19 protein-coding genes are annotated in these 24,673 nt (G+C 42.1%); 9 read left to right on the top strand and 10 right to left on the bottom strand.

Going from position 1 to position 24,673, the window contains the following annotated elements; all coding sequences use genetic code 11:
* Nucleotides 1-78 precede the first annotated feature (78 nt).
* Nucleotides 79-441: a hypothetical protein gene (locus ACOOEY_RS09700; protein WP_420388477.1), complete on the top strand. Its 363-nt coding sequence runs from the start codon at nucleotides 79-81 to the stop codon at nucleotides 439-441.
* Nucleotides 442-513: 72 nt separating this feature from the next.
* Complete coding sequence (locus tag ACOOEY_RS09695; protein WP_420388476.1) at nucleotides 514-2,892, top strand: TonB-dependent receptor; 2,379 nt, start codon at nucleotides 514-516, stop codon at nucleotides 2,890-2,892.
* 1 nt (nucleotide 2,893) lies between these two features.
* On the opposite strand, the gene ACOOEY_RS09690 is transcribed toward ACOOEY_RS09695, so the two are convergent.
* The 3 genes from ACOOEY_RS09690 to ACOOEY_RS09680 all read right to left on the bottom strand — a co-directional run bounded on the left by ACOOEY_RS09690 (nucleotide 2,894) and on the right by ACOOEY_RS09680 (nucleotide 6,040).
* On the bottom strand, nucleotides 2,894-3,616 hold the full coding sequence (locus tag ACOOEY_RS09690; protein WP_420388475.1) for a HisA/HisF-related TIM barrel protein: 723 nt from the start codon (nucleotides 3,614-3,616) through the stop codon (nucleotides 2,894-2,896).
* A gap of 140 nt (nucleotides 3,617-3,756) precedes the next feature.
* Nucleotides 3,757-4,464: a response regulator transcription factor gene (locus ACOOEY_RS09685; protein WP_420388474.1), complete on the bottom strand. Its 708-nt coding sequence runs from the start codon at nucleotides 4,462-4,464 to the stop codon at nucleotides 3,757-3,759.
* Entirely contained in the window at nucleotides 4,457-6,040 is a 1,584-nt protein-coding gene (locus ACOOEY_RS09680) for a sensor histidine kinase (RefSeq protein WP_420388473.1), read from the bottom strand. The genes ACOOEY_RS09685 and ACOOEY_RS09680 overlap by 8 nt, the downstream gene beginning before the upstream one ends.
* A 126-nt stretch (nucleotides 6,041-6,166) precedes the next feature.
* Here ACOOEY_RS09680 and ACOOEY_RS09675 point away from each other — a divergent pair, with 126 nt between their 5' ends.
* The 4 genes from ACOOEY_RS09675 to ACOOEY_RS09660 all read left to right on the top strand — a co-directional run bounded on the left by ACOOEY_RS09675 (nucleotide 6,167) and on the right by ACOOEY_RS09660 (nucleotide 10,005).
* Nucleotides 6,167-7,174, top strand: coding sequence for a T9SS type A sorting domain-containing protein (locus tag ACOOEY_RS09675; protein WP_420388472.1), 1,008 nt, complete (start codon nucleotides 6,167-6,169; stop codon nucleotides 7,172-7,174).
* Nucleotides 7,175-7,269: 95 nt separating this feature from the next.
* Entirely contained in the window at nucleotides 7,270-8,502 is a 1,233-nt protein-coding gene (gene lysA, locus ACOOEY_RS09670; protein WP_420388471.1) for a diaminopimelate decarboxylase, read from the top strand.
* A gap of 71 nt (nucleotides 8,503-8,573) precedes the next feature.
* Nucleotides 8,574-9,002 carry a c-type cytochrome gene (locus ACOOEY_RS09665; protein WP_420388470.1) on the top strand — a complete coding sequence of 143 codons (429 nt, stop codon included), beginning with the start codon at nucleotides 8,574-8,576 and terminating at the stop codon, nucleotides 9,000-9,002.
* 82 nt (nucleotides 9,003-9,084) lie between these two features.
* Complete coding sequence (locus ACOOEY_RS09660; protein WP_420388469.1) at nucleotides 9,085-10,005, top strand: hypothetical protein; 921 nt, start codon at nucleotides 9,085-9,087, stop codon at nucleotides 10,003-10,005.
* On the opposite strand, the gene ACOOEY_RS09655 is transcribed toward ACOOEY_RS09660, so the two are convergent.
* Complete coding sequence (locus ACOOEY_RS09655; RefSeq protein ID WP_420388468.1) at nucleotides 10,002-10,769, bottom strand: response regulator; 768 nt, start codon at nucleotides 10,767-10,769, stop codon at nucleotides 10,002-10,004. The two genes, ACOOEY_RS09660 and ACOOEY_RS09655, sit on opposite strands and share 4 nt — an antisense overlap.
* A 113-nt stretch (nucleotides 10,770-10,882) precedes the next feature.
* On the opposite strand from ACOOEY_RS09655, the gene ACOOEY_RS09650 reads away from it, so the two are divergent.
* The gene (locus ACOOEY_RS09650) at nucleotides 10,883-13,909 is read left to right on the top strand and encodes a PAS domain S-box protein (protein ID WP_420388467.1); all 3,027 of its coding nucleotides are present in this window, start codon (nucleotides 10,883-10,885) and stop codon (nucleotides 13,907-13,909) included.
* Here ACOOEY_RS09650 and ACOOEY_RS09645 read toward each other — a convergent pair whose 3' ends face one another.
* On the bottom strand, nucleotides 13,910-17,587 hold the full coding sequence (locus tag ACOOEY_RS09645; RefSeq protein ID WP_420388466.1) for a metallophosphoesterase: 3,678 nt from the start codon (nucleotides 17,585-17,587) through the stop codon (nucleotides 13,910-13,912). It lies immediately after the preceding gene.
* 45 nt (nucleotides 17,588-17,632) lie between these two features.
* Nucleotides 17,633-18,460 carry an SdiA-regulated domain-containing protein gene (locus ACOOEY_RS09640; RefSeq protein WP_420388465.1) on the bottom strand — a complete coding sequence of 276 codons (828 nt, stop codon included), beginning with the start codon at nucleotides 18,458-18,460 and terminating at the stop codon, nucleotides 17,633-17,635.
* A 104-nt stretch (nucleotides 18,461-18,564) separates the two neighbouring features.
* Between ACOOEY_RS09640 and ACOOEY_RS09635 the strand changes: the two genes are divergently transcribed.
* Nucleotides 18,565-19,797, top strand: a complete 1,233-nt coding sequence (locus tag ACOOEY_RS09635) for a Pycsar system effector family protein (protein WP_420388464.1) — start codon at nucleotides 18,565-18,567, stop codon at nucleotides 19,795-19,797.
* A 140-nt stretch (nucleotides 19,798-19,937) separates the two neighbouring features.
* On the top strand, nucleotides 19,938-20,612 hold the full coding sequence (locus ACOOEY_RS09630) for an ABC transporter ATP-binding protein (protein ID WP_420388463.1): 675 nt from the start codon (nucleotides 19,938-19,940) through the stop codon (nucleotides 20,610-20,612).
* A gap of 62 nt (nucleotides 20,613-20,674) precedes the next feature.
* Here the strand turns inward: ACOOEY_RS09630 and ACOOEY_RS09625 are convergent, their stop codons facing one another.
* From ACOOEY_RS09625 to ACOOEY_RS09610, 4 genes are all read right to left on the bottom strand, one after another.
* Nucleotides 20,675-21,388 (bottom strand): fatty acid desaturase, encoded by a 714-nt coding sequence (locus ACOOEY_RS09625; RefSeq protein WP_420388462.1) that lies wholly within the window; start codon nucleotides 21,386-21,388, stop codon nucleotides 20,675-20,677.
* 16 nt (nucleotides 21,389-21,404) lie between these two features.
* Nucleotides 21,405-22,250, bottom strand: coding sequence for a 4-hydroxy-3-methylbut-2-enyl diphosphate reductase (locus tag ACOOEY_RS09620; protein WP_420388461.1), 846 nt, complete (start codon nucleotides 22,248-22,250; stop codon nucleotides 21,405-21,407).
* A 70-nt stretch (nucleotides 22,251-22,320) separates the two neighbouring features.
* Nucleotides 22,321-23,154, bottom strand: a complete 834-nt coding sequence (locus ACOOEY_RS09615) for a phytoene/squalene synthase family protein (protein WP_420388460.1) — start codon at nucleotides 23,152-23,154, stop codon at nucleotides 22,321-22,323.
* A gap of 32 nt (nucleotides 23,155-23,186) precedes the next feature.
* The gene (locus ACOOEY_RS09610; RefSeq protein WP_420388459.1) at nucleotides 23,187-24,662 is read right to left on the bottom strand and encodes a phytoene desaturase family protein; all 1,476 of its coding nucleotides are present in this window, start codon (nucleotides 24,660-24,662) and stop codon (nucleotides 23,187-23,189) included.
* Between the last annotated feature and the right edge of the window lie 11 nt (nucleotides 24,663-24,673).

Genomic DNA, 24,673 nt, shown 5'->3' with positions numbered 1-24,673 from the left:
GATTAGTTAAACAAAATTATCTACCTAACGTTAAGAGCATTACAAATTTTCTTTAAATTAGGCGTTCATTTAAGCGATATGTTTCGAAAGGCTTCAATTATTTCTCTCTGTCTGGTAAGTTTCTTACTCGTTGAGCATAATTCTTTCGCTCAGGAAGAAGGTGGTCCAATCGACAAGTCGCAGGAAGAAGTAGTAGTTCAACAAGACTCTTCAATAGTCTTTGAAAGCGGTGAAGTAGAACACATCAGTATGCCAACCACAACTCCTTTCAACATTCCTTCTCCCGATCTGTCTAAAAAACCTGCTGCCACTACCAACAATACTCCGGCTGTAGATAAAACATCGCACGATGGTGAGCCCAAGGCCAAGGAAACCAAGCAGGACTTTTCATTTAACATCATCTATTACCTTATCTACAAGTTTAAACAGGTAGATAACTAGTCATTCTTACCACTTAAGTAATTAGCAATTTAGTCTTTGCAATAGTGTTGCAGGTATGTATACCTTTGCGGCATGGTTAGCAGAATCCTTTCCACTTTTTTCTTCATTGCCTTATCGACATTGGCCTATGCTCAGGACAATTGTAATATGAGCATTAGAGGTCATGTGATTTCGGGAGAAGATGGAGGGCCTGTACCCTTTGCTACCGTACTGCTTAAGAATGGCGGTGAAAAGGCCGCGGTATCAGACGAAAGAGGTGAGTTTCTGTTTGAAAATCTTTGTGAGAGACAGGCTATTATTTCTGTTCGTTTCGTGGGTTTCATTACATATACCGATACCCTGCTCCTTCAGGCAGGCGTTAATGAGCTTAATATAAGGCTGCAGGTAGATGTAAAGGAATTGTCTGAAGTAACCATCGAAGAAGAAGGGGTCGAAGAAGTGGCAACCATCAGCAGAGCTGAGTTGAACGAACTGGCCCTGGAAAAAACGGCCGGAGAATCACTTGGAAAAAGCCTCTCAAACCTAAGCGGTGTTACCATGCTTCAGTCAGGTCCAACCATTGCCAAGCCAGTAATTCATGGATTACACAGTAATCGGATACTTATACTCAATAATGGAATTCGCCAGGAAGGTCAGCAATGGGGACAAGAACATGCTCCTGAAATAGATCCTTTCGTAGCGAATAATTTGAGGTTGATTAAAGGAGCTGCTGCCGTAAAGTATGGCTCTGATGCCATTGGTGGAGTGATTCTCGTTAACCCTGCAGAACTACCCAAAGAGGCCGGTATTTCCGGGAAGGCTAGTCTCGTTGGAGCAGATAACAATAGAATGTATGCCGGTTCTATGCTTCTGGAAGGAGGGATTGCCGGATTAAGGGGTTTCGGCTGGAGACTTCAGGGTACTTATAAAAAGGCCGGAGATGCTAAGGCTCCTGATTACAGACTTACCAATACCGGAACCTATGAGAAGAATTATTCCATTGGTGTTGGCTACCATAAAGATAACATAGGGGCAGAGTTGTTTTTTAGCAGTTTTGATGCTGAAATAGCGATTTTAAGAAGCGCCCACATAGGCAACTTAACTGACCTGGAAGAGGCTATAGGAAGTGAACGCCCTTTGTTCATTAGCGATTTTAGCTATGACATCAATAATCCCTATCAAGCTGTTAACCATAAGCTTTTAAAAGCTAATGGCCATATTCAGGTGGCGAACCTGGGCCAGCTATCTGCGCAGTATGGTCTCCAAATCAATAAGCGTGAGGAGTTCGATATTCGAAGGGCAGGACGTTCTGTAATTCCGGCTCTATCTCTCGACTTGTACACCCACACAGTGGATTTGGATTTAGACATGGACCATATGGGTGACTGGAAATGGGATGTAGGGGCAAGCTTTATGTACCAGAATAATGAGAACAATCCCGAAACGGGGATCCGTCCCTTGATACCTGATTTTGAAAACGCTACCGCTGGAGCTCATGTTATTGGAAGATACATCAGACCGCAGTTTGAGTTAGAGGCCGGGGCCCGGTATGACTTTAGACATTACCTGGTAAAGAGGTTCGATGAGAATAATAATCTGCTGAAACCTGAATTCAATTTTAATAACCTGACAGGTTCTATTGGAGCATTGGTGTTTCTTTCCAATGATTTCCAACTTAGAACTAATATCGGAACTGCCTGGAGAGCACCACATGTCAATGAGTTGTACAGTGAAGGCCTGCACCATGGGGCTGCTGCCGTTGAAGAGGGGAATGATCAGTTGAAAAGTGAAAAATCAATCAAATGGATTACCAGCCTTGAGAAAGTAACAGAAAAGGTCAATCTGAATATTTCAGCTTATCTGAATCGCATTACAGACTACATTTACCTGAGACCGGAAGATGTGACTTTAACCATAAGAGGAGCTTTCCCTATTTTTCGTTATAGACAAACAGACGCATTGCTAACCGGACTTGATTTCGATCTGAAGTATCAGTTAAGTACCAGGCTGGAGTCAACAAGTAAGGTATCTATTATCTATGCCCGTGATGAACAGCAAAAGAGCCCATTAATCAATATTCCGGCTAACACTATTTCATCAGGATTAGATTACATGCTGAACATCAGAGGCCTGAACAAAGCCAATATTGGTTTTGACCTCAACTATACAGACAGACAAAGGAATGCTCCCAGAGTGGTAAGCATTGCCGAAATCAGAGAAGCCGATGACCAAAACTCAGACTTATTTGGAGCGGACCAGTCTGTTTTTGATATACTCGATGTTCCTGATGCTTATTTCCTGACCAATATTAATGCAGGCTTTGAAAAGGCTCTTGGTCAGCAGATTTTACGCTTTAACATTTCGGTGAATAACCTTTTCAATACCTCTTACAGAGATTACTTGAACAGGTTCAGATACTATGCTGATGAAATGGGAAGAAGTGTTACCCTAAGGGTGAACTACGAGTTTTAATCTATTTAAGAAGACTTTCGATATCCTTTAAGCTTAGATTCCCTTCGTAATAAGCTTTACCAAAGATTACTCCCTTTACTCCAATGTCTTCCAGTTTCTTAATGTCATCAACTGACCGAACACCACCACTGGCGAGGAAGTGGATATTAGGGAAAAGTGCCACCACTTTTTTATACAAGTCGAAGTTAGGTCCTTCAAGAATACCATCCTTCTCCACATCAGAACACTTCACGTATTTGATGCCTCTCATGTAGAAGTAATCGATATGTTCTTCGAGGTCGTAGTTGGTAGCATGTTGCCAGCCTCTGATCGTTATTTTACCGTCCTTGGCATCCGCTCCCAGTGTGATTTTCTCACGGCCGTATGACATCAACCAGGATGAGAAAAGATCTCTTTTGTTGATGGCCACCGAAGAAGCGGTTATTGAAGTAGCACCATATTCATAGGCTTTATTGATATCGCCATCGGTTCGAAGACCCCCGCTGTAGTCCACCTTAAGGTTGGTATAACCTGCGATGGACTCAAGGATATGATAGTTAACCGGGCTGCCCTTACGTGCTCCATCAAGGTCTACAATATGGATTTTGCTGATACCATAATCCTCAAATTGTTTCGCAATATCTATCGGACTGTCCTTGTAAACAGTTTCCTGAGAATAGTCCCCTTGCTTCAGTCGGGTTAACTTTCCGTTGATAATAGAAATTGACGGTATAATCTGAATCATAGTCTAAAAAGCACTTTTAAGGCGGTCAAAACTAGCAAATTTTTAAGCAGAAAAATGAAAGAGCTGCTTTATTAATTTATTAAATGCAAGACAAATAAAGTACTAAAAACTTACTGGTTTTCCAACAGCCATATGACTCTTTAGCCATCTATTTTTGCATCGGTGATGAGCTTAAAGCCCGAACCATGCAAAGTCATGATTTGTACGCTTGGATCGGCCTTCAAGTGCTTCCTCAGCTTAGCGATATAAACGTCCATACTTCGGGCATTGAAATAGGAGTCATCTCTCCAGATAATCTTTAAAGCAGTAGAGCGATCGAGAGGTTGGTTTAGGTGGAGGCATAACAAACGAAGCAATTCCGATTCTTTCGAAGTCAGCTTGGTTTGTTGCTCGCCATGAATGAGTAGTTGTTTATCGTAATCGTAGTGAAACTCTCCAAAGTTGAACTCCTTTTGATCTGAGATCTGGGGATTCTTTTCTGCGGTCCTTCTCAATATGGCCTGGATTCTGAGTAGAAGCTCTTCCATACTGAAAGGCTTGGTGATATAGTCATCACCACCAATCTTAAAACCTTCTATGGTGTCTTCCTTCATCGATTTAGCCGTGAGGAAAATAATGGGAGTGACTGAGTCATTCTTTCTGATCTCTTTGGCCATCGAAAACCCGTCCTTCTTTGGCAGCATAATGTCGAAGAGACATAAGTCATATTGCTCCCGTTTAAAGGCCGCTAAACCCTCTTCACCATCACGGCAAAGCGTGGTAGCATAGCCTTTGAGTGTCAGGTATTCGTTCAGGATTTGCCCCAGGTTAGGGTCATCTTCCACCAGTAATATTTTAAAACTAGCCATGTGTAAAAGGTAAAAAAACTTTGAATGTACTTCCCTTGCCCGGTTCGCTTTTCACAGAAACAGAGCCTTGGTGCATATCTACTATGTTTTTGACATAGGAAAGACCTAATCCAAAGCCCTTTACATCATGAACATTGCCGGTAGAGACGCGGTAAAATTTATCGAATATTTTATCAGTAGCTTCTTTAGACATACCAATACCCTTGTCCGAAATCTTGATGATAACACCGGTAGAAATGCTCTCGGTGCGGATATGAATCTCAGGAGCTTCCGGAGAATATTTATTGGCGTTATCCAGGAGGTTGTAAATGATATTGGTCAGATGCACTCTGTCTGCTTCTATTTCAGAATTAGAGGCCAGTAGCTGGCTGGTGATCTGTCCTCCCCTCTTTTCAACTAATATGGTTATGTTAACCAGTGCCTTTTGAATGATGTCGTGCACATCAGACTTTTCAAACTTTAGCTTGAAGTCTTTTTTATCCAGGCTGGCGATTTGTAACACTTTTTCTACCTGCATACCCAGGCGCTTGTTTTCATCGCGAATCACTTGAACATAACGATCTATGATAGCCGCATTACTTTTGATGTCATCATCCTGAAGAGCCTCAGTAGCTAATGATACAGTAGCAATGGGCGTCTTAAACTCATGCGTCATGTTGTTGATGAAGTCGTTTTTGATTTCAGAGATCTTTTTCTGCTTCAAAATGACCATGATGGCATAGGCAAAGCAGCCTACCACAATAAAGATTAAAATCCCTGATGCTGATAGAGGAACCAGCGCCTGTTTTAACAGGTAATTCTTTTCATTAGGAAAGTCTATAGCCAGCAAAAAGTCTTTTTCCATAAGGTCCATAGGGAAAAGATTGGCCTTAAGAGGTGACTGTAATACATGCTCTGCATCTTCTTTGATATTCGCATTCAGCAGTTTGAGCTCATCTTTGGAACTGTCGATGATACCATAATGGTATTCCAGGTCAATCCCTTTATTTTCGAGCTCCTCTCGCAGTAGAGTATCTAAATCAGCAGGATTAATTCTTTCATAGAGGTTATTGCTTCCCATTAAATGGTCCAGCCAGGTCTGTTTAAGCATGTCCATCCTCCGGTTCATCTGCTCCTCCACAATCAGGCTTCGATTGGCATTATCTGGCATGGGACCAAACTGTGCGGCAGGATCTACAAAAGCACTAAAGTCGAAGCTGACAAACCACTCTCCGGTTTGTTCATTGACCTGAAATTGGAACAGGCTGCTGATAGTCTCTTCAATATTGTTGACCCTTTGAGGATTTCTTGGGCTGAAACCTCCTGGATTGGAAATGCGATTAATCGAGTCTCTAAGAATTTCCAGATTCCTTTGGGGGAAGGGAACATTGCGATTCATGTTTTGAACCAGGAAATCGCGATCATTTTTAATAGCCAGTTTGTAGGCTACCTCATTGAGAGCATCATTCACCGATTTATTAAAGCGTTCCTTGTTGACAGTGTTCACTTCACTTATCCAGTAGAACTGAAAACCAATCAGGCCAAGTAGTGCCACACTCAGCAAACCAATTAACCAACGTATTTTATTCTGCGTCACGGTTTAAAATTACGGCTATTTCAGAGCTCTAATCACCTGGTTAACAATAATTAACATCGTTTAACCGGCTTTTAACAACGATTTGCAATCGATCAGAGTACTTTTGACTGAATAAGGAGGTAAAAAATGATAAGGTCAATTCAAACACAATTTAAAATCATTGGAGGTACACTGATGGTGCTTCTGATGCTGACAGCCAGCCAGTCATTAAAGGCTCAGGATGAAGGTACAAAAGAAAGTAAGTCAGTCTCTATTTCTACTACTGAAGATGGAAAAGTTAAGCTTCAGGTAATACAGAGAAGAGGCGAGCATGAAACTAACTTTGAGAAGACTTATGAGTCTTACGAGGACATGCAAAATGACCCCGATCTTGAGAAATATGGCATCAACAAAGACGATTTAACCTTTAGGTTCAATGGAGGTAAACCGCAGTTTTTCTTCCACAACGGACCTGGAAAAGGTTTCTGGGATGATGAGGATTTCGATATGTCCAGGTTCGGGGATATGCAGAAACGAATCGAGGAGATGATGAAAAACTTCGGAGGTAACTTCGCTTTTGACTTCGACAATGGGCACATGATGGATATAGACTCCCTGGTAAACAGATTCCAGTTCAGAAATGACAGTGGGCGTTTCTTCTTTAATGGGGATGAAATAATGGACATTGACTCGTTGAGAGATGCTCTCAAGGATAGAATGGGTCAATTTAGCTTCGATTTTGGTGACTGGGAAGATGACGGAAACTTCGGAGTCTGGAGTTTCGACCATGATGACGATGATGATACCGGAGTAAGAGTAATCACCAGAGCCAGAGTAGTAATTCACTCGGCAAAGGAGGAAGATAAGAAAGCAGCCGGTACAGACGATATGGAGAGTCTGGAGTTAAGAGATATCAGCTTCTATCCAAACCCAAGTGATGGAAGATTTGATGTTGAGCTAGCCACAAATAGTGAGGCCCCAGTGCAGATCGTTATTATAGACGATGAAGGCAATGAAGTTTATAATCGTCTGGGACAGCCCTCAAACGGAGCGTATCACTTCAAAGTAGACTTAACCCATGAGGGTAAGGGAATATATATCATGAAGTTGGTTCAAAACGACAAAGCACTTACCAAAAGAGTGGTAATAGAGTAAAATTTAGTTTTAGTTGAGTATTTAGAAAGAGGAAGTCGGTCAAACTTCCTCTTTTTGTTTTATTGGCTATATATTTGGCGCTCAATTACAAACAGATGGAATTAGTTAACGGTCGTTATTGCGTTCAGGGAGTAGACCTGATTCAGTTGACAGAGGAATTTGGTACTCCGGTATATGTTTATGATGCTGCTAAAATAAAAGCCCAGTTCGACAGGTTACAGTCAGCATTTAGTGCAGTGGATATGAAAGTGAAGTTCGCTTGTAAATCCCTGACTAACCTTTCCATTCTAAAGTTATTGAAGAGTTACGGTTCAGAATTGGACTGTGTATCTATTCAGGAGGTAAAACTCGGTTTGAAAGCCGGTTTCAGTCCGGAGGAGATACTATATACACCCAACTGTGTGTCTTTTGAGGAAATTAAGAAAGCCGTAGAGCTTGGGGTGATGATCAACCTTGATAATATCTCCATTCTTGAGCAGTTCGGAAACGAATATCATAATACCGTTCCGGTGTGTATCAGGCTGAATCCGCATATCATGGCGGGAGGAAATAAGAAGATTTCCACGGGCCATGCCGACTCGAAATTTGGCATCTCCATTTATCAAATGGCGCATATTCTGAAGGTGGTTTCTACTTATAACCTTAATGTGGTTGGTTTGCACATGCACACCGGTTCAGATATTCTCGATGCCGAAGTATTCCTGAGAGCATCTGATATTCTATTTGATGCAGCTAAGAACTTTGAAAATCTAGAGTTCATTGATTTCGGTAGTGGATTCAAGGTCGCTTATAAAGAAGGGGACATTACTACCGATATTGAAGATGTGGGTAACAAGCTTTCCGCAGCCTTTAATGAGTTTTGTGACAGGTATGGCAGGAAACTTGAGATGTGGTTTGAGCCGGGAAAATTTCTGGTGAGTGAGTCGGGTCTGTTTTTAACCAGAACCAATGTGGTAAAGACCACTCCTGCCACAGTTTTTGCAGGAGTTGATTCTGGTATGAATCATTTGATTCGCCCGATGATGTACGATGCTTATCACGAAATAGTGAATATTTCTAATACTTCCGGTACCAAAAGAGTTTACACTGTGGTAGGCTATATTTGTGAAACAGATACTTTTGGCTTAGACCGAAAGTTAAGTGAAGTGAAGGAAGGAGATCTTCTGGCTTTCAAAAATGCTGGAGCTTATGCCTTCAGCATGGCCTCCAATTATAACTCAAGGCTAAGGCCTGCTGAAGTTTTGATCTACGAAGGCAAAGCTCACCTCATTAGAAAGAGAGAGGAGTTTGAAGACCTCCTGAGAAACCAGGTAGAATTCGAAATTTAGGTCACGATAAACTCGCGATCGTTTATTTTAGTTAAGATTCTTAGTTACTTTAGAACCCCTAGAAACGCAATATGATGAATACAAAAAAATTAACCCTGCTTGCTGCTTTTTGTGGCATATTCTTAGCCTCGTTTTCATTTAAAGCCGATCAGAGTGACGCTTTGAAAAAAAGTATGGAGGCAGGAAAGACTACATACAATCAGGTTTGTATGGCCTGCCACCTGGACAAGGGACAAGGTATTGCCAATGTCTTTCCTCCTTTGGCGGAATCTGATTATCTGATGAAAGATGTAGAAAGAAATATCGAAAATCTGATTAATGGATTACAGGGAGAGATTACTGTAAACGGAAAAAAATATAATCAGGTGATGCCTGCAACCGGTCTTGACGATGCAGACATTGCTAACGTATTAAACTATGTGATGAACTCATTCGGTAACAAAGCCGAAAAGATGGTCACGAAAGAGCAGGTTGCTAAGGTGAGAGCAGATCTCAAATAGCAAGCTGAATTAAAAATAAAAGCAGAAATTCGTAGTTAAAGAACTGAATCTCCCCATGGAATTCAATACCCTCAAAAAACTGATGAGAAACATAACTGCGGTTTTCTGCTTTTTGCTTTTAAGTGCCAATGGATGCAAATCTCCGGGGGCTGATGTAAACCCTCAGGTCGATGACCAGGAGGTTTCGACTCTCTTTTCTCAGGGCACATCTATTGGAGAACTGCAAATTGCAGAATTAGATGAGGCTTCTGGCCTGGTTAACAGCCGTTCCAACCCTATATACCTTTGGTCGCACAATGATTCTGGAGGCTTTCCAGCACTATATCTTTTCACCAAAGAAGGAGCAGATTCGAGTAGGTTAGAGTTTAGTGGAGCCCAGAACATTGACTGGGAGGATTTAGCCAGTGGTCCCGGACCAGATGATTTGCTCAATTACCTTTATGTGGGAGACATTGGAGATAACAATGCCCGCAGATCTCAATTAACTATCTACAGGGTACCAGAACCAGATTTAACCGTAGAAGATATTCCTTCTACCTTTGTAGTAGCTAGTGGCGATTATGATGCAATCGACTTCGTCTATGAAGATGGGGCGCGTGATGCAGAAGCCTTATTTGTAGAACCCCAGTCTAAAGACATTTACATTGTAACCAAGCGTGAGCCAAGTGTAATTCTTTACAGGTTACCTTTTCCTCAAAGCACTACAGAGCTCAATACTGCAGAAAGGGTAATGGTGTTGCCTTACACCTTTATTACAGCGGCCGATATTTCACCATCCGGTGATGAGGTACTCATCAAGAATTACCTGAACATCTACCATTGGAAGAAGTCGGGCAATGAAAGCCTGACAGAATTATTAGCCACTGAGCCTGATCGCCTGAATTATGAACAAGAACCACAGGGCGAAGCCATCGCCTGGTCAGTTGATGGTTCGGCTTTCTTCACTATCAGTGAATCAGATGGCTCTAACCCTGTTGTTATTTATAGCTATTCCCGAAATTAACTGGCACTGATGGTATTCAGAGTAGCAGTGAAGGCATTGTAATAAGATCTGCCAATCGGAATTTTCTTAGCTCCAAGGTACACGTAATTAGTGTCTATGGCAGTTACAGAGTCTACCAATACCACAAAAGACTTATGCACCCTCAGGAACCTGTCTTTTGGTAGCCTGTCAGTGATTTCCTTCAATGATTTGCGAATGGTAAAGTCTCTGCCGTCACGGGCGTGAATTGTAATATGGTTACCATCGGCTTCAATCCATTCCAGCTCACTATATTTAACTTTTTCCAACATACTCTTCTTCTTAATGAAGATGGAGTCATTGTTATAGGTAGTAGGGTTGTTTTCGGCTAGTCTCTCACCAGTAGCTACCGCAATACGGTTTTTATTGAACAGGGCGACTTCTATAGCCGCATATACGTCATCCTTAGTGAATGGCTTAACAATAAAGCCTAGAGGCTGAGTTTGTTTTGCTCTGTTAACAGTCTCTTTATCAGAATAAGAAGTGATGTATACAAAAGGAACTTTATACTGTTCTTTGATAATGCCTCCCAATTCAATACCATCCTGATCGCCTTTGATTTTCACATCTAATAGAATCAGGTCTGGTCTGGATGCCTTAATTGCTTTAATGGCCTGGTTAGCAGAATTGGCTATCTCTGTATTCTCATAGCCAAATATGCCGAGCATTTCCTGAAGATTTTCCGCAATAAACGGCTCATCTTCCACAATCAAAATCTTCGGGCTGCTTTGATAGTCAGTGTCCATGGTCTAATCTTTTGTTAAGGTGAATATCTTAAATATTGAGGTTAATTGGCTGAAAACTACTAAAATAGTATCTTAAAATTATCCAAAAAACACCCTTCTTGAGAGCCTAAGTGATGGAAAACATTTTAAAAGATGCCACAGACGATTTATTGGATGTTAAAAAGAGATCCGTTGAGCTTCAGGAAGTTATAAGCAATCTTACTGAGCCAGTCTGGTCAATTGACCTCACATCCGAGCCCTATGAGATCGTATATCATAATGATCCAATTAAGCGATTTGGAAATCCTGAAGAGCTTGATCCATGGCCAAAAACCATGGAAGAATGGCAGCAGCGAATTCATCCGGATGATAGAGAAAGGGTGCTGGAAGAGGTTGTTAATGCCCTGAGTTCCGGTTCGGCCAACTACGCTTATAAATCACTTAGAAAGGAAGGGACCTATCGTTATTTCCGGGATCGTATCAGTGTCTACTATGAAGATGAGAAGCCGGTAAGGCTCGATGGTATCACTACTGATATTGACTACATCCGTAGATCAAGATTAAACCTGGAACTCAGTCAGCAAAGGCTAAAGGCCATTGTTGATGCTTTACCCGATCCGGTTTTCATCTCAACCAAGGAAGACGGGCAGGTCATTTTTGCCAATGAGGTGCTCTTCGAAGTATATGAAATGTCTCCGGCAGACTTTCTTGGGAAGAAGGTAATTCACTTCTATCAGAATTTTGAAGGAAGGAAGACCTATGTGGAGAGACTTCAGGTTGAAGGACATATTCAGGGCCATGAGCTGGTGCTACGTAATAAGAAAGGTGAGTCTTTCTGGGTTAGTGCCTCTACTATGCCACTTGATTTCCAGAATCAGGAATGCTTCATTACTATTCTTCAGGACATCACAGATCGAAAAAATCTGGAAAGTCAATTACAGGAAAGTAATGAGCGATATCAGTTGGCCGTAGAAGGAACTAATGATGCCATTTGGGAATATGATTTCAATACCAAACGCTCCTATCTTTCTCCTCAGTTTTGGGAAGGAATGGGTATACCTCCGGAGCAGAACCCTTTAGATGATCAATTAATTGCCAGATATCTGCATGAAGTTGATCGTAAGGAGTTCATAGTAATTCTCAATCAGCACCTGGAGCAGGGCAAGGAGAAAATTACCCTGGAATTCAGACTGGCAGCCGCTAATAATAGAATCATTTGGGCACTTTTTAAGGCTGGAATAATATATGACAATGAGGGGAAGCCAGTCCGCGCAGTCGGTTCTCTATCTAATATTACTTCACTGAAGGAGGCTCAGACAAGGCTGAGAGAAAGTGAAGCTAAGTATAAGCTGATATCAGAGAACTCCAGTGACTGTATATGTCTACAAGAGCTCGATGGTAGATTTGTGTTTGTTTCACCCTCATCAAAAGACGTTTTAGGCTATACCCCGGAAGAACTGCATGAGCTGAGGCTTAGAGATATAATCTCTAACGAATACCTTCATAAAGTATCCGATTCAATGCTTAAAGTGATCAATGGAGAACTCAAGACTATCTCCGTTACTTTTCAGGCTAAGCACAGAGATGGTACTCTACAGTGGCTTGAGACTGTTGGAGGGACTATACTCGATGATCAGGGAGAGCCATTGTTTCTTCAGACATCAACCCGTAATGTGACGGATCGAGTTGAGGCTCAAAGAGCACTAAAGGAGAGCGAGGAAAGGTATAAGCTGATTACTGAGAACTCGAATGATATTGTTTCTCTCATGGACATCTCCGGAAAGTATGTGTTTATCACTCCTTCCATTAAAGAGACGATGGGTTATGAAGTGGATGATGTCATCGGAAGAAATAGCCGTGAATTTGTACACCCTGACGACCTGGATACGATTAATGATGCCTTTAGTGAAACCATTGATAATAAGGTGAGAGATAGCTCGGCCATATTTAGATACCGACACAAGAATGGGTCTTGGCGCTGGATTAAAGCGACTGGTGGCATTATTCTCGATGAAGACCAGAACCCGATATACATCAGGGCCAATAAGGTTGATATCACGGAGAAAAAAATTACAGAAGAGAAATTAAAGGCGAAGGAAGAGCAATACAAGCTGGTATCAGAGAACTCAGCAGATGTGATCTGCCTCCATCGCCTGAACGGTTCCTTCACTTTCGTGTCACCTTCATGTACCAGGCTGCTGGGATATACTGTGGAGGAGAAGATGCAGCTCAGTTTGAAAGACCTGATTCATCCAGACGACTATAAGCGTGCCTCTGAAGTATTTGAAGAAACTGTCAAAAATAAAAGAAAGAACACCATCACTCAGTACCGTTATCAGAAGAAAAACGGAGAGTATTTCTGGGTGGGAGTTTCTATGAGTGCTGTATTGGATGATGATGATGAGGTGCAATTCGTATTGACCTCGACTCGTGACATTACGGAAATTGTAAATGTGATTGAGAAGGAAAGACAGCTCAATAAGCTGAAGTCGAGTTTCATTTCCATGGCCTCACATGAGTTCCGTACCCCACTAACCACCATTCAGTCCAGTAATGAACTGATAAGTATGTACCTGGATAATCGTTCGGAAATGCCTGACAATAAACTAGTGAAACACGTGACCAGAATCAGGACCGAGCTAGATCGTTTAAATGCGCTACTCAAAGATGTATTCACACTTGGCCGACTGGATGTGGGTAAAACGCAGCTCAAGAAGGAGATCACCACACTGACAGGCATTGTGAAACAGGTAATTCTTGAAAGTCAGGTTCAATTCAAAAACAGAAGTGTTGGGCTGAAAGTGGAAGGAAAAGAAAGGCAGCTGCTATTGGATAGTCAATTGATTTCACATGCTCTTTCTAACCTGATCAGTAATGCACTGAAATATTCTCCTGATAAGGAAAATCCTGAAGTAACCATCAAGTATGCATCAGACTCTGTACAGATAGAGGTAAAAGATTACGGTGTGGGAATTCCTGCTAAAGACCAGTCCAGCCTCTTTGAATCTTTCTCGCGTGCATCGAACGTTGGTGATATTGAAGGAACAGGTCTGGGACTTGTCATTGTGAAGCAGTTTATTGAGATGCATGGAGGTACTGTAAACTTCAAATCAGAAGTCAATAAGGGAACCACCTTTATTGTTAAGATTCCTAATGTCTAATTAGAAATAGAAGCCTAGCTTGAATAGTGGGAGGAAGTTTTCCTCCGATTTAGCCAGAAGAATATTCAAGGCAACTTTTCCGAATGGTGTCAGGTAAATTCCACCACCATAACCGTGATGGAGTTTGTTGGAATCTTCTCCTTCAACCCAAACTCGTCCGATGTCATTGAAGAGAATAAGCCCCACCCTTGAAGGCAGGAAGTAGTTTCTCCATTCGAACAAATCTACTCTCAGGTCAATTTGATGAAAAAAGCTGCTTTCTCCCGCAAAGCGATATCTTCTATAACCTCTGAGCGTATTGAATCCATCCAGATAACTGGCCTGGAAAAACTCAAAGTCTCCAAAGGATTTGTTATAACCCACTCTGGTAGCCATGGAAGTTCTGCCGAAGCCATCTAAAATCCATCTGAAAGTCAAATCAGAGTTCCATCTGGCACTATTGTTCGAGATGGAGTTAATGCCTATATCATAAATTAGTTGCGTATTGAATGTGACACCTCTTTTCGCCACAACACCATCATCTTTAGAATCGAACTGAAAGGCAATGTTTGTCCCTGCATAAGTTCGATGCTCGTTCAGGATATTCGGATTAAGGCCGTTGTTGGCGAAGTCAGAGATAAAGCGACCTTCATTCTCCTCAATTTCCACATCCCACAACCTTCCGCCTATTTTGAAACTGGCTTTTGAACCCACCTGAAAGCTGAGAGCCGGATTCAGTAAATAAGACTGGTATCTGGTTCTGTAATAGGTCAGTTCCAGGTCGTCATTGTATTCTGTCTCATTACCCAGTCCAAAGAAGTTATTGACAAAATTAGGGGCCTTAATTTCGGCATCGATCAACAAGTTGGCTTTACCAATCGCATCTACGAATTCGGCACTATAGTCTATACTGTATGAACTTGTGGCGATGGCATAGTTGGCCACAAGGCTTTGTTTACTGGCATAAGGTTCCTTTCTGAACCCATCAGTTACCTTCAAAAAGCCACCTCCTAAGAAAATACCGTCATCTGGGTTAAAGTTGAAACTGACCAAAGGCATTCTCAGGTCAAAGTCAAACTCTTCCATGTTATAATGGTTGATATCCGGGTCTTTGTCCGTGATGAAGCTCTTGGTTTCTGAACCAGCTTCTAATGTGGTACTCTTTGCTTTATCATACACCACGGTATGTTTCTTAAGTCCTTTGACAGAGCTTTTATCAACGATCAGGTCTTTACTTCCACCTCCGATAATTCTTACAATGATGCCCTTATTCACATCTCCGCTAACTTCGAACTCATCTTCCTGGCCGAAGCCAAACAGACGGATTTCTTCAGTTTCTTCAGTTTTGAAAACACGATGGTAAATGACCTCATCTCTGTTCCCTTTATCTGAGATTTTGTAGACAGTAACATCGGTTTCTTCATCATTCAGTCGCTTGACCACAAACCACTCTCTCTTATCACTACCCAACACATTCACTGATTTAGACAGGAAGCGATAGTAATCTGAAGCGTAGATATCTAGTTTGTCTCTTCTGTTTTTAAGCTTTCTGATGATCTCCTCACCATGTAGATCGAAGATTTTCTGAGGCCATACTTCAAAAGCAGATTCAATGACCTCATCGGTGAGAGCTGCTTTCAATTCCTGCGCCTGTCGAACCCAGTCCGCCTCAGAAGGTTCTGTCATAAAGTAGCGATCGAACCAGCGGATTCTGTAGAATCCATAAGAAGGGGTGTAGGTGATTTCATCATGGAAACCTTTCAAAGCAGGTTGAGCCCATTTGGATGCTGCAATCTTTTTGAAGACACCTTCTCCGGCAAAAAAGGCTACATCCCGATCGCGAGGTATGGGGCGGTAGAGCTTTTTATCATCTTTCAGGTCATATTCAACCCATCTCCATTGGTCATCATGGCGATCCCAATCACCGAGCCACATATCGAACAACCTGTTTCTGACCACAAAGACCTGATCTACTTTCTCATCATTGTCGTCCTCCAGTTCATCATAGAGGTCAATACTTGATTCTACATCGTCACCTGCTCCGAAGAAAGGCTCAACAATCTGCTCATCATTAGCTCTCTCTTCAAATACTGCTACGGTATTGGCGAAGTCTTCCCGGTAAATGCCGAAGCGCGGGTCATCAGGGATAAAATAGATGACCGGATTGGCGTGGTATATTCCGGCCGCATCAGCCAATGATGGTATAACCACGGGAGCGTAGGGGTGAGAGGAGGAGATTCCGTCCTGAACGATGCTCTTGATAAAAGTCCTTCTCAATTCTGGTGGTAAGGTCAGTGCCGGGTTTTTGTCCATAGAACGGAGCACATACTGCTTGCCATCCTTGCCCTCGAGTCTCAGAGAGGTTGTCTGATGTCCTCCTCCTTTTTTGAGTATTTTCAATCCCCCTTCAACACTGGCTATATCGAAGATGGGTAGCTCTACTTCCGCAGCCCATTCCTCCCTGTAGTTAGCACCGAAGAGTGCTTCGTGAAACTTACTTCGGTTGTGATACTTCTGGCTGGCGGCAAAGGTTGTATCCTTGTCCTTGAAGGTGTTTGGATCGAAATCTGCCAGAAGTTCCTTAGGACCTGGTTGCCATGGTAGCTCAGAGATAGTACTTGTATACAGGGCTTTGGGCTGACCATTTTCAGGGGTAACAAAATTGAGAACCACCCTTCCATCCTCGAAATAATCGAGTCGGGCAAAGCCCATAGTATTTTGAGCAAACAAGGCATCTCCCTTCTGCTTAACATGGGCATTGTTTTTTGATCCGGAACCACTAACGATATAATGCTTACCCTCTTTTTGGATGTGCTCCAGAGCATGTTCGTGACCCGCTGCATGAACAATATCCGGGTGAGATTTCATTAGCTGCACCATACCATCGCGGAATTGCTTGTAGACCGGATGTGATGTGTCTTGAATATTTCCGAAAATCTTTCTGTATAGTGGATAGATAGAACCTACCACCGGAAGTGGTACATAAAGATTCTTCATTTTCTTTGATGCAGTGAGAGGGAACAGGTGATCTTTCGCGCTAAAGACCCCTCCATGAATACCGTAGGTATACATAGGATGGTGCGAGGCCACTATTACTTTTTTGTGTGCGTTTCTCTTGAGGATGTCCTGAAAGAGTTCTCCTACCTCGGCAATGGTACTGGCACCACAGTCATTTCCTTCCTCTGGTTTTTTCCCTTTGTGCAGAAACCACTGTGTATCTATAATTACCAGAGTGATTTGGTCGGTGAGATCAACTTCTACCGGACCAGGACATCCATTCGATGGTAGCCAAACCTCACGATCATCCAGGGCTTGCTCAACATACTTCTGTTGATTTTTTAACCACTCCAGACCATACTCTTTGCCTTGCGCCCAATCATGATTTCCTGGCACAAAGATTCTCTTTCCTTCAAAGTCTTTCACCGCGTTGATCTGACCATCTATTGCAATTTCTGCGGCTTCTCTGAGAGGATGCTCCTCTGGTGGCATTCCTTTTGGATAAATATTATCCCCTAGAAAGATGACTGCAGCGTTCTTTCCTGCAGCGTCCAATTCCTTTTTTAGCAGTGTTAATACCGGGTTCTCATAGGGTTCTCCCGCATCTCCAACCAGATAGACAGAGTAAACAGGCGTCTGAGACTGAAAGGCCAGGCCTGTTAAGGGTAGTAGCGTAAACAGTAGAGAGATTAATTTTTTCATTTCCTCACAATTGCAGGATCAAACAGCAGTTTTTAATGATTGGTTCTACTGTTTCATTTTAAACCATAGCAAGGTGCCCCCTTCACCCTCCATTTCATTGCTAATGTACAAGTCACCATTCGGACTGAAGGCTATACCTTCCGGTTGAGGGAAGAGACTTCGCTTTAAATCAGTCAGGTTCTTGGGTTGACCATCTTTTCCAAAGACCATCAATGACCTTTTATGGGCTGATAGCACATAGACTTCTTCCGTAATAGGATGTACCGCCACGGCTGAAGGGTGGAATTTATAGTCTTTACCTAATACTCTTTCCAGGTCTTTATGGCTAACTGAAAAAAGAGGAAGCTTATCGAATTCGTTCTTGAGCAGGTCATAACCGTAAATTGCTCTTCCTGCCACTTTTACATCAGGAGTGTCTCCATCCTCTTTCAATGCCACCAACAAGTGGTTGGTCTTAGCGTTGTAACCCAGTCCTTCAACATTATTTTTGGAATCGAAGGGAGTTTTAATTTTCTCAACAACTCCTTCGATATTGACATTGAAGCGATATAGGTGTCCATTGCTTTTGACTACATAGATAAAGTCACCTACTCTTTCAATTCCCTCGAAGTCACCATCACCGTCAAAGCGAACTCTTTTTACCACTTGTCTTTTTTTCAAGTCGAAGACATACATTCGTCCTTTTTCATCGTTATGCATGGCGAGCTGATCGGTGTCGAAGTAGGTTAATCCCGAAACTTCCTCCAGATAATCGGGTAATGTGTAAACAATATTCGGAGCGGAGAGGTCATAAGGGGGCTTGTCCTGAGCCTTTACTTGGGGCAGGATAAGGGGTAAAACCAATAGCATCAATAGCTTAGCTGACCTGATCATTTGCATGGTTGGGAACAAAAATATATTTATTATCATTCCTTATAGGCACTGATATTCAAGTAATTTGGGTTGAGGTCTTATATTTAAGTTTAGAAAATACTACAGTGACAGATTTACTGGTCCCAAAAGTTCAGTCTTATTGTAAAGAACTCTTTTCTGACAGGCTTTCAGAAAACTTCGTTTACCACAATTATCATCATACTGAAAGAGTTGTTGATGCCGCGCGTATTATTGGTCGCGAGAGTGAATTGACTGACGAAGAACTAGAGTTGGTTACCATTGCGGCCTGGTTTCATGATGTCGGTTATACTGAAGGTTGTGACAATCATGAGGAGACCAGTGTGAAAATAGCCGAAGCTTATTTGAGTCAGGAAGGTCTTCCGGAAGACAAAATCAGGATTATTTCAGGTTGTATTCTGGCCACCAGAATGCCGCAAGCTCCTAAGAACCTACTGGAACAAATACTCTGCGATGCAGACATGCATCACCTGGCCTGTACAGATTATCATAAGATGTCAGACCGAATGCATCGGGAGATTGAGCTGACCAAGAATAAAAAGATCAGCGAGAGCGACTGGGATAAACTTAACTTCAGCTTCTTCAATGACCATGAGTATTTCACAGAATTTGGTAAGAAGTACCTTCAGCCCATTAAAGACGATAACCTGAAAAGGATCGGAAACGGTGAAGTGAAAGAAAAGAAGAAGTCTAAGTCAGAAGACAAACAGATTAAAAAACTTGAGAAAAAGCTGGCCAAAATGGAGGAAAAGGCTAGGATAAAACCTGATCGTGGTATTGAAACCATGTTTAGAACAACCTCTAAGAATCATCTGGAATTGAGTGCTATGGCCGATAATAAGGCCAACATTATGATTTCGGTAAACACCATTATTCTCTCAGTAGTGGTGTCTGTTCTTATCAGAAAACTCTACGAATACCCTAACCTGGTCATTCCAACCATCGTGTTGATTATTGTCTGTTTGACAACTATTGTATTGGCTATTCTGGCTACCAGACCCAATGTTTCATCAGGCGTTTTCACAGATGAAGAAGTGCTGAGTAAGAGAACCAACTTACTTTTCTTCGGCAACTTCCACAAGATGAAACTAGACCGTTACGAGTGGGGTATGAAAGAAATGATGAAAGACGGTGACTACCTCTATGGTAGTTTGATCAAAGACATCTATTACCTCGGGGTTGTACTGGGTAAGAAGTATAAGCTTTTGCGCGCCTGTTACACCTTCTTCATGATTGGTTTTGTCATTTCCATTATTGCGTTTGTCTGTGCTATGCTCCTCTTCCCTCCTCAGGAACAAACAGGCTTCTACACTTTCTGATAGCGTGTCATTTGTGAACAAAAGTGAACGAAAATGTACAGTTTAAATAACTGAATGATAGGCATAAGGCCGAAAATCAATATATTCGCTATTGGCATATAAATTGGTAAACCGATAAGGTCAAAACTTAAACGATTCAAATGATTAAACTACGCGACATCGACAAGTTTGTCGATTCCAAATACCAAAGAACTTTCATTCTCAAGGGAATTGATCTCGATATAGAACAAGGTGAATTTGTGACTATCATGGGCCCTTCAGGTGCCGGAAAGTCAACATTGATGAATATTATTGGTATGCTCGATGAGCCTTCTCAGGGAGAGTATTACTTCTTCGATGAGCCTATTCATAGAATGAAAGAGCGTAAGCGTTCTGATTTGCATAAGCATCATATCGGATTCGTCTTTCAGGCATATCACCTGATCGATGAGCTAACAGTTTATGAAAATATTGAGACACCACTTTTGTATAAAGGAGTGAAGTCAAAAGAGAGAAAGAGTCTTGTGGCGGAAATGCTTGATAGGTTTCAGATGGTAGCTAAAAAGGACCTTTTTCCTGAGCAGCTTTCTGGGGGTCAGCAGCAATTGGTAGGTGTGGCCAGGGCATTGATCGGTGAGCCGAAATTACTTCTGGCTGATGAGCCAACAGGTAACCTTCACTCAGATCAGGCGGAAGAGATCATGAAGTTGTTCCAGAAATTGAATTCAGAAGGAATGACCATTGTTCAGGTTACGCACTCCAAAGAGAACGCTGCCTATGGTAAGCGTACCATCAACATTGTAGATGGAGCTATTGATACAGATGACAGACATTAGTCCCAATCGATTATAAAATATTGAAGGAGCCATTTGTGATTGCAAATGGCTTTTTTGTTGCCCTAATTTCCGGCAGAATCACTTTTGGCCTCATATGCTTCTTTGACCTTCCAAAGTTGCCACCAGGCAGTTCCCGGAGAAGCATGATGTTCATAGTGATACCCAAAGAAGTAGCAACTTAGAAAAGCCCAGGCGTGATTGAGCTTTTGACTCCTTGATTTATGAATGTTTTGGGGAGTATGCTCTCCTCTGTGAGGCAGGTATGTACCAAAATAGAACAGCTGCAACGTAGAGAGCACCGCAGGCAACATCCAGTAGATAATTAGATTCTCAGTAGGAACTAAAAGTTTAAGGACATTAAATGCTCCAGCCATTAACACAATTTGTAGTACTGTGACGTACTGACTCAGAAAACTGAAATACCAGATCAGAAATCCTCCCTGATGGTAGTCAGGATCTTTGTCTGTGGCCACGTGTTTGTGATGCTCATGATGCTTAGGGAACAACTTTCGATAAAAGTTAAAGCTGAAGAGCAAAGCAGCCACATGGCCAATGAAATGATTGATCTTCTTATTACTTGAAACCGTACCATGCATGGCATCGTGAGCAGTAATGAACAAGCCGGTATATAAGTGCATAAGTACCAGTACCAAAACATAGGTCCATACAGAGCTCGGTTTTACGGGAGCCTGCAGAGCACCGATCAGCACTATGAACCATAGAGTAATAATGGTTAGTGCAACGTAGATTCCGGTATTCGACTTGGCTTTGGCCATGTCCCTAAATTAAGGATTAAAGTTTTTCGAGATGGCCCTTTATTTCTTCCATCAACCACATGGGTGTAGAGGTAGCACCACAGATACCAACTCTCTCATCTTTCCCGAACCATTCAGACTTTACATCTCCAATACTGGAAACAAAATGGGTTCTTGGGTTTTGATCGGCACAGATTTTATGGAGGACCTTTCCGTTAGATGATTTGGTGCCGCTTACAAAGACTATCACATCGAATTTTTTAGCAAACTCACGAAGCTCCTTGTCTCTGTTCGATACTTGTCTACAGATAGTGTCATTGGTTTTAACACTGATTCCATTTTCCTGAAGCATCTGATTGATTTCGTAAAACTTGTCCGTGCTCTTGGTAGTCTGGGAATAGAGGGTAATCTCACTGGGGAGTTCTTCCAGGTTAAGTTCTTCAATGTCCTGAAAAACCACAGCCTGATCATTCGTCTGTCCCAGCAAACCAACTACCTCCGCATGGCCATGCTTTCCATAGATGTAAATGTTTTCTTCTTTGTCGAAGCTGTTTTTGATGCGATTCTGAAGTTTCAATACCACGGGGCAAGAGGCATCAATCAGTTCAAGATTATTTTGAATAGCCAGTTGATAGGTTGAAGGAGGTTCGCCATGAGCTCTGATCAGTACCTTGGCATCCCTGAGGGATTTAAGCTCTTCATGGTTGATTATCCTCAGCCCCATTTTCTCTAATCGTTTTACCTCTTCATCATTGTGCACAATGTCTCCAAGACAATAGAGATGACCTTCCTCATTCAGGATATCTTCTGCCATTTCGATGGCATATACAACGCCAAAACAAAAGCCCGAATTGATGTCGATATCTACGCTGAGGTTAAACATATATCTTAAACTTAGGGATGACCTTTATGTTCAAAAATGGCTTGTTTTCATTAACGTTTTTTTCTGAACCTCAGATCGAATGCAACCGATGTTGAAAATAAATACCCAGAAGGATACCGAATTTTCTGATATCGGGAATTCTTATCCGCTCCTCCTTAATTCTGGAAGGGGGGCATTTTTTGATTTTTCTGAACAGCTTTAGGTAGTATTTATAGGCCAGATAAACACCAAGTCGGGCTTCTCGAGGTAATTGTTTAATTCCTTCAAGTGCTTCGTCAAAGTCACTTTGAATATCCGCTTCAATAGCCTCTTTAGCCGTTAAACTAAAGTCGTTGAAATCTACTCCGGGGAAGTACACTCTTCCTCTTTCTTCATAATCACTTTTGATATCACGAATGAAGTTAACCTTCTGGAAAGCGGCTCCCAGTTTTCTGGCAGGAGGAACAAGACGTTGGTACTGTGCTTCATCTCCATTACAAAAAACCTTCAGGCACATGAGCCCAACCACCTCTGCTGAGCCATAAATGTATTCTTCATAGCCATTCTGGTTATATGTCTTTTCTTCCAGATCCAGCCTCATTGAATGAAGGAACGCAGTGATCAGTTTATGATCTATTCTGTATTGGTTGACGACCAACTGGAAAGCATGGAGAACCGGATTGAGGCTTACTCCCTGCTCAATAGCCTCAAAGGTGTCAGCTTCGAACTGGTCTAGAAGTTTTTTCTTGTCTTTGTTATGAAATGTATCTACGATCTCATCAGCATAGCGCACAAAACCATAAATGGCATAAATGGGGAAATGCAGACTTTTATCCAGCGTCTTAATCCCCAGTGTGAATGAGGTGCTGTATCGTTGAGTAATCAACTTACTGCATTCTAATGTGGTTTGATCGAAGAGATCCATGATTTAAGATAACTAATAAAGTCTAAAAGGGTTTAAATGAAATCTTTAGCAATTTCATTTGCCACAACAATTCCTGAAATCAGACTGGGTGGAACACCGGGCCCCGGAACAGTTAGCTGGCCTGTATAATACAGGTTATGTACATGCTTATTCTTCAACCCGGGTTTTAGAATAGCTGTTTGCCTTAATGTATTGGCCAATCCATAGGCATTGCCTTTGAAGGAGTGATAATCATTGACAAAATCCTGATGGGCAAAGCTTCTTTTATACACCACATGATCGACAATGTTCTGACCACAATAGGCTTCCATCCGCTTCACGATCAACTTGAAATAATGCTCTCTTATTTCCTCACTGTCCTCCAACCCTGGTGCTACAGGAATTAGTAAGAAGAGATTTTCATGGCCTGCAGGTGCGACAGTATCATCAGTTTTTGAGGTTACTGAAGCATAGAACAACGGGTTTTCAGGCCACTGCGGATCTTCATATATATGCCTGGCGTGAGGTGTAAAGTCCGTGTCGAAGAACAAGTTATGATGTAGGAGTTTGTTCAATGGTTGATCAAGTCCAACATAGTAGAGCAGGGAAGAAGGCGCAAGCACCCTGGAATCCCAGTATTTTTCTGAGTAGTTGCGATCACCAGTTGATAGCAGCTTTGAATCTACATGATGATAGTCAGCTCCAGCGACCACCACATCTGCTTTAAAGTCTCCCTGGTTGGTTTCAACTCTACTCACCTTCTTATTCTCTGTGTGTATGGCAGTTACTTCATGGCTGCATAAAATTTCTACTCCTAATTCTCTGGCCAGAGAAGCAAGGGCTTCAACTATTTTGAACATGCCTCCCTTTGGATACCAGGTTCCAAGGGCCATATCCGCATAATTCATCAAGCTATATAATGCAGGGGTGTTTTTAGGCAGAGCGCCAAGGAATAATACCGGAAACTCCATTAACTGAATCAGCTTTGGATGCGAGAAGTACGTTCTGACATGCTTTGCCATGGACTGAAATACGTCCATGCGTACTACATCAATCAATAGCTTCAGGCTGGCAAATTCCGTGAGTGAGCGACCAGGCTTATAAACCAGTTGGTTAATACCTACCTCATATTTATAGGCGGCCTGCTTCATGAATGCTCTGAGCTTTAGACCTGCTCCAGGTTCTACCTGATCGAAAAGGGCTTCCAATTCCGGCATCTGAGCCGGGATGGGCATTTCTTCACCATGCTCATAGATGACCTGATATGAAGGGTCTAATCTGATAAGGTCATAGTAGTCAGAAACGCTTTTACCAAATCGATTGAAGAAAGACTCAAATACATCTGGCATCCAGTACCAACTGGGGCCCATATCAAAAGTAAAGCCCGACTCGCTGAACTGTCGGGCTCTTCCTCCAATGGAGTTATTTTTTTCCAGAATCGTGACTTGGAAACCTTTATCAGCCAGATTAATAGCGGCTGAAAGTCCTGCAAAACCGGAACCAATAACCAGTGCCTTTTTCTTATTCATTTAGGCTAAAC

It is taken from the genome of Roseivirga sp. (genome assembly GCF_965216855.1).
In the GTDB taxonomy this organism is placed as follows: domain Bacteria; phylum Bacteroidota; class Bacteroidia; order Cytophagales; family Cyclobacteriaceae; genus Roseivirga.
Note: the sequence above shows the minus strand (reverse complement) of the source record. Positions and strands in the feature narration are given on the sequence as shown.

Excerpts from the sequence above, each read along its gene's own strand:
- ACOOEY_RS09700 (WP_420388477.1), top strand. The coding sequence starts at position 79 with ATGTTTCGAAAGGCTTCAATTATTTCTCTCTGTCTGGTAAGTTTCTTA.
- ACOOEY_RS09695 (WP_420388476.1), top strand. The coding sequence starts at position 514 with ATGGTTAGCAGAATCCTTTCCACTTTTTTCTTCATTGCCTTATCGACA.
- ACOOEY_RS09690 (WP_420388475.1), bottom strand. The coding sequence starts at position 3,616 with ATGATTCAGATTATACCGTCAATTTCTATTATCAACGGAAAGTTAACC.
- ACOOEY_RS09685 (WP_420388474.1), bottom strand. The coding sequence starts at position 4,464 with ATGGCTAGTTTTAAAATATTACTGGTGGAAGATGACCCTAACCTGGGG.
- ACOOEY_RS09675 (WP_420388472.1), top strand. The coding sequence starts at position 6,167 with ATGATAAGGTCAATTCAAACACAATTTAAAATCATTGGAGGTACACTG.
- lysA (WP_420388471.1), top strand. The coding sequence starts at position 7,270 with ATGGAATTAGTTAACGGTCGTTATTGCGTTCAGGGAGTAGACCTGATT.
- ACOOEY_RS09665 (WP_420388470.1), top strand. The coding sequence starts at position 8,574 with ATGATGAATACAAAAAAATTAACCCTGCTTGCTGCTTTTTGTGGCATA.
- ACOOEY_RS09660 (WP_420388469.1), top strand. The coding sequence starts at position 9,085 with ATGAGAAACATAACTGCGGTTTTCTGCTTTTTGCTTTTAAGTGCCAAT.
- ACOOEY_RS09655 (WP_420388468.1), bottom strand. The coding sequence starts at position 10,769 with ATGGACACTGACTATCAAAGCAGCCCGAAGATTTTGATTGTGGAAGAT.
- ACOOEY_RS09650 (WP_420388467.1), top strand. The coding sequence starts at position 10,883 with ATGGAAAACATTTTAAAAGATGCCACAGACGATTTATTGGATGTTAAA.
- ACOOEY_RS09645 (WP_420388466.1), bottom strand. The coding sequence starts at position 17,587 with ATGAAAAAATTAATCTCTCTACTGTTTACGCTACTACCCTTAACAGGC.
- ACOOEY_RS09640 (WP_420388465.1), bottom strand. The coding sequence starts at position 18,460 with ATGATCAGGTCAGCTAAGCTATTGATGCTATTGGTTTTACCCCTTATC.
- ACOOEY_RS09630 (WP_420388463.1), top strand. The coding sequence starts at position 19,938 with ATGATTAAACTACGCGACATCGACAAGTTTGTCGATTCCAAATACCAA.
- ACOOEY_RS09625 (WP_420388462.1), bottom strand. The coding sequence starts at position 21,388 with ATGGCCAAAGCCAAGTCGAATACCGGAATCTACGTTGCACTAACCATT.
- ACOOEY_RS09620 (WP_420388461.1), bottom strand. The coding sequence starts at position 22,250 with ATGTTTAACCTCAGCGTAGATATCGACATCAATTCGGGCTTTTGTTTT.
- ACOOEY_RS09615 (WP_420388460.1), bottom strand. The coding sequence starts at position 23,154 with ATGGATCTCTTCGATCAAACCACATTAGAATGCAGTAAGTTGATTACT.
- ACOOEY_RS09610 (WP_420388459.1), bottom strand. The coding sequence starts at position 24,662 with ATGAATAAGAAAAAGGCACTGGTTATTGGTTCCGGTTTTGCAGGACTT.